The organism is Actinomycetota bacterium, assembly GCA_036280995.1.
In the GTDB taxonomy this organism is placed as follows: domain Bacteria; phylum Actinomycetota; class CALGFH01; order CALGFH01; family CALGFH01; genus CALGFH01.
On record DASUPQ010000829.1, the window covers coordinates 1 to 3,574 of the forward strand.

Annotated in this window: 4 protein-coding genes; 2 read left to right on the forward strand and 2 right to left on the reverse strand. The window is 73.3% G+C overall.

Annotated features, from left to right (window positions below; all coding sequences use genetic code 11):
- Positions 1–185: hypothetical protein (locus tag VF468_27715; GenBank protein ID HEX5882072.1), on the reverse strand; the 185-nt coding region annotated here is incomplete at its 3' end.
- Positions 186–258: 73 nt separating this feature from the next.
- On the opposite strand from VF468_27715, the gene VF468_27720 reads away from it, so the two are divergent.
- Together VF468_27720 and VF468_27725 are read left to right on the forward strand one after the other, a co-directional pair.
- Entirely contained in the window at positions 259–1,437 is a 1,179-nt protein-coding gene (locus VF468_27720) for an epoxide hydrolase (GenBank protein HEX5882073.1), read from the forward strand.
- Positions 1,434–2,552 (forward strand): winged helix DNA-binding domain-containing protein, encoded by a 1,119-nt coding sequence (locus VF468_27725; protein HEX5882074.1) that lies wholly within the window; start codon positions 1,434–1,436, stop codon positions 2,550–2,552. The genes VF468_27720 and VF468_27725 overlap by 4 nt, the downstream gene beginning before the upstream one ends.
- On the opposite strand, the gene VF468_27730 is transcribed toward VF468_27725, so the two are convergent.
- The coding region (locus VF468_27730) for an aldehyde dehydrogenase family protein (protein HEX5882075.1) at positions 2,549–3,574 on the reverse strand (1,026 nt) is incomplete at its 5' end. The genes VF468_27725 and VF468_27730 overlap by 4 nt on opposite strands.

Here is a 3,574-nt window from a genome sequence, read left to right on the forward strand (position 1 = left end):
ACCGAGCCGCCCACGACGGCCCCACCGACCACCGAGCCGCCCACGACCGAGCCGCCGACCACGGCTGCGCCCACCACGGAGGCCCCGACCACCGCGGCCCCCACGACGGCGGCCACCACGGCCGGCCCCTGAGCTGGGTCGGCCGCCGAGCTGACCGAGGCCGTTCCGGCGCTCTCCTGGCCCACCCCGGGACTGGAATGAATCATTCCGTTCTGCTATATTGGAACGGAACAGTTCGTTCCGAGTAAGGGAGCGCTCATGGCCACGACTGACCGAGACGAGCGTGAGATCCGGCCGTTCCGGATCGAGGTGCCCCAGGCGGCGCTGGACGACCTGGGCGAGCGGCTGGCCCGGACCCGGTGGCCGGCGGAGCCCGAGGGGATCGGCTGGAGCCGCGGGGTGCCGGTGGGGTACCTGCGCGAGCTGGCCGAGTACTGGCGGACCGCCTACGACTGGCGCCAGCACGAGGCCCGGCTGAACCAGCTGCCGCAGTTCACGACCACGATCGACGGCGCCAACCTCCACTTCCTCCACGTCCGCTCGCCCGAGCCGGAGGCGACCCCGCTGCTGCTGATCCACGGCTGGCCCGGGTCGGTGGTGGAGTTCCTGGAGCTGATCGGGCCCCTGACCGACCCGCGGGCCCACGGCGGCGACCCGGCCGACGCCTTCCACGTGGTCGTCCCGTCGATCCCCGGCCACGGGTTCTCCGGGCCGCTGGCCGAGCCCGGCTGGAACCACGGCCGCATGGCCGGGGCCTATGTCGAGCTCATGGCCCGGCTCGGCTACGACCGCTACGGCGTGCAGGGCGGCGACATCGGCGCCTTCGAGGCCCCGCTGGTCGGCCGCCTGGCCCCCGACCGGGTCATCGGCGTCCACGTCAACGCCCTGGTCACCTTCCCCTCGGGCGACCCGGCCGAGCTGGCCGACCTCACCGAGGCCGAGCAGCAGCGCCTGGCCCGGATGCGGAACTTCCAGGACGACATGATGGGCTACAGCCACATCCAGGGGACCCGCCCCCAGACGCTCGCCTACGCCCTCACCGACTCCCCGGCCGGGCAGCTCGCCTGGATCGTCGAGAAGTTCAAGGAGTGGACCGACCCGGCGGCCGACCTGCCCGAGGACGCCGTGGACCGGGACCACCTGCTGACCAACGTCAGCATCTACTGGCTCACCGCCACCGCCGGGTCCGCGGCCAACCTCTACTACGAGACCTACCACGACCCCAGCATGTTCGCCCCCAGGGAGCGCGGCACCGTGCCGACCGGGGTGGCCGTGTCCCTGACCCAGGACGTCGCCGTCCGGAAGCTGGCCGAGCGCGACCACAACGTCGTCCACTGGTCGGAGTTCGACCGCGGCGGCCACTTCGCCGCCATGGAGGCCCCCGAGTTCCTGGTCGGCGACGTGCGGGCGTTCTTCCGTACACTCCGCGCCGTATGAGCGCCCAGGCGACCGGCACCGCGCTCGGGCGGCGCGCCCGCAACCGCGCGCTGCTCGAGCGCCAGCTCCTCCTGCGCCGGGTGCGGCGGCCCGCCGCCGAGGTGGTCGAGCACCTGGTGGGCCTGCAGGCCCAGGAGCCCCGCGACCCCTATGTCGCGCTCTGGACCCGCCTGGAGGACTTCGACCCGGACGAGCTGGGCGGCCAGGTCGCCGGCCGCCAGATGGTCCGCGGCCCGCTCATGCGGACCACCCTCCACCTGGTCAGCGCCCGCGACTGCCTGACCCTGGCTCCCCTGCTCCGCCCGGTGCTGGAACGCAACTACTGGACCGGCAGCCCGTTCGGCCGCAAGGTCAAGGGCGCCGACCTCGACGCCGTGCTCGCCGCCGGCCGGGCCCTGCTCGACGAGCGGCCCCGGACCAACGCCCAGCTCCGCGCCTTGATGGCCGAGCGCTGGCCGGACTACGACGCCACCTCGCTGGCCTACGCCGTCCACCACCTGGTCCCGGTGGTCCAGGTCCCGCCCCGCGGCGTCTGGGGCCAGAAGGGCCTGCCCACCTGGGCCACCACCGAGCACTGGCTCGGCCGCCCGCTCGACCCCGCCCCCTCGATCGACCAGGTCGTCCTGCGCTACCTGGCCGCCTTCGGCCCGGCCGGCACCATGGACGTCCAGACCTGGTCCGGCCTGACCCGCCTCCGCGAGGTCACCGACCGCCTCCGCCCCCAGCTGCAGGTCTTCCGCAGCGAGGCCGGCCGGGAGCTGTTCGACCTCCCCGACGCCCCCCGCCCCGACCCCGACACCCCGGCCCCGGTCCGCTTCCTCCCCCAGTACGACAACGTGCTCCTCTCCCACGCCGACCGTTCCCACATCGCCGCCGCCACCGCCGCCTCCTGGCCCAGCGACGACCTCCACTGGTCGTCCCTCCTGGTCGACGGCTCCGTCGCCGGCGTCTGGCGCCTGGCCCGCGACGGCAAGGCCGCCACCCTGACGGTGAGGCTCTTCGGCACCCAGAACAGCCAGACCCAGGCCGAGGTGGCCGAGGAGGGCGACCGCCTGCTCGGGTTCCTGGCCCCCGACGCCGAGCCGCGCGAGGTGCGGCTGGGAGCGGCCGGCTAGCCCTCGATGTTCGACATCACGTGCTTGACGCGCGTGTAGTCCTCGAACCCGTAGAGGCTCAGGTCCTTGCCGTAGCCGGAGTGCTTGAAGCCGCCGTGGGGCATCTCGGCGACCAGGGGGATGTGGGTGTTGATCCAGACGCAGCCGAAGTCGAGGGCGCGGGCCATGCGCATGGCGCGGCCGTGGTCGCGGGTCCAGACGCTGGAGGCGAGGCCGTACTCGACGCCGTTGGCCCAGGCGAGGGCCTTCTCCTCGTCGTCGAAGCGCTGGACGGTGATGACCGGGCCGAAGATCTCCTGCTGGATCATCTCGTCGTCCTGCTCGAGGCCGTGGACGACGGTGGGCTCGTAGAAGTAGCCGCCGCGGTCGAGCTTGTGGCCGCCGGTGGCGACCTCGGCGTGGCCGGGGGCGCGCTCCAGGAAGCCCTCGACCTTGGCCAGCTGGTTGGCGTTGTTGAGGGGACCGTAGGCGGCGTCTTCGTCCTCGGGCGGGCCGGTGGTGGTGCCCTTGGCCTGCTCGACCAGGGCGGACAGGAAGTCGTCGTGGACCTGGCCCCCGGCCAGGACCCGGGTGGCGGCGGTGCAGTCCTGGCCGGCGTTGAAGTAGCCGGTGGCGGCGATCATCTCGGCCGCGGCGGCCACGTCGGCGTCGTCGAACACGATCACCGGGGCCTTGCCGCCCAGCTCCAGGTGGACCCGCTTGAGGTCGTCGGCGGCCGCTTTGGCGACCTCGCGGCCGGCGCGGATGCTGCCGGTGATCGAGACCATGGCCGGGGTCTTGTGGGACACCAGGGCGGCGCCGGTGCCGCGGTCGCCGGCGACCACGTTCATCACGCCGGCGGGCAGGAACTCGCTCATCAGCTCGGCCATCCAGACGGTGGTCACCGGGGTGGTGTCGCTCGGCTTGAGGACCACCGCGTTGCCGGCCGCGATCGCCGGGGCCCACTTCCAGACGGCCATCATGAACGGGTAGTTCCAGGGGGTGACCTGGGCGCAGACCCCGACCGGCTCGCGCCGGATCAT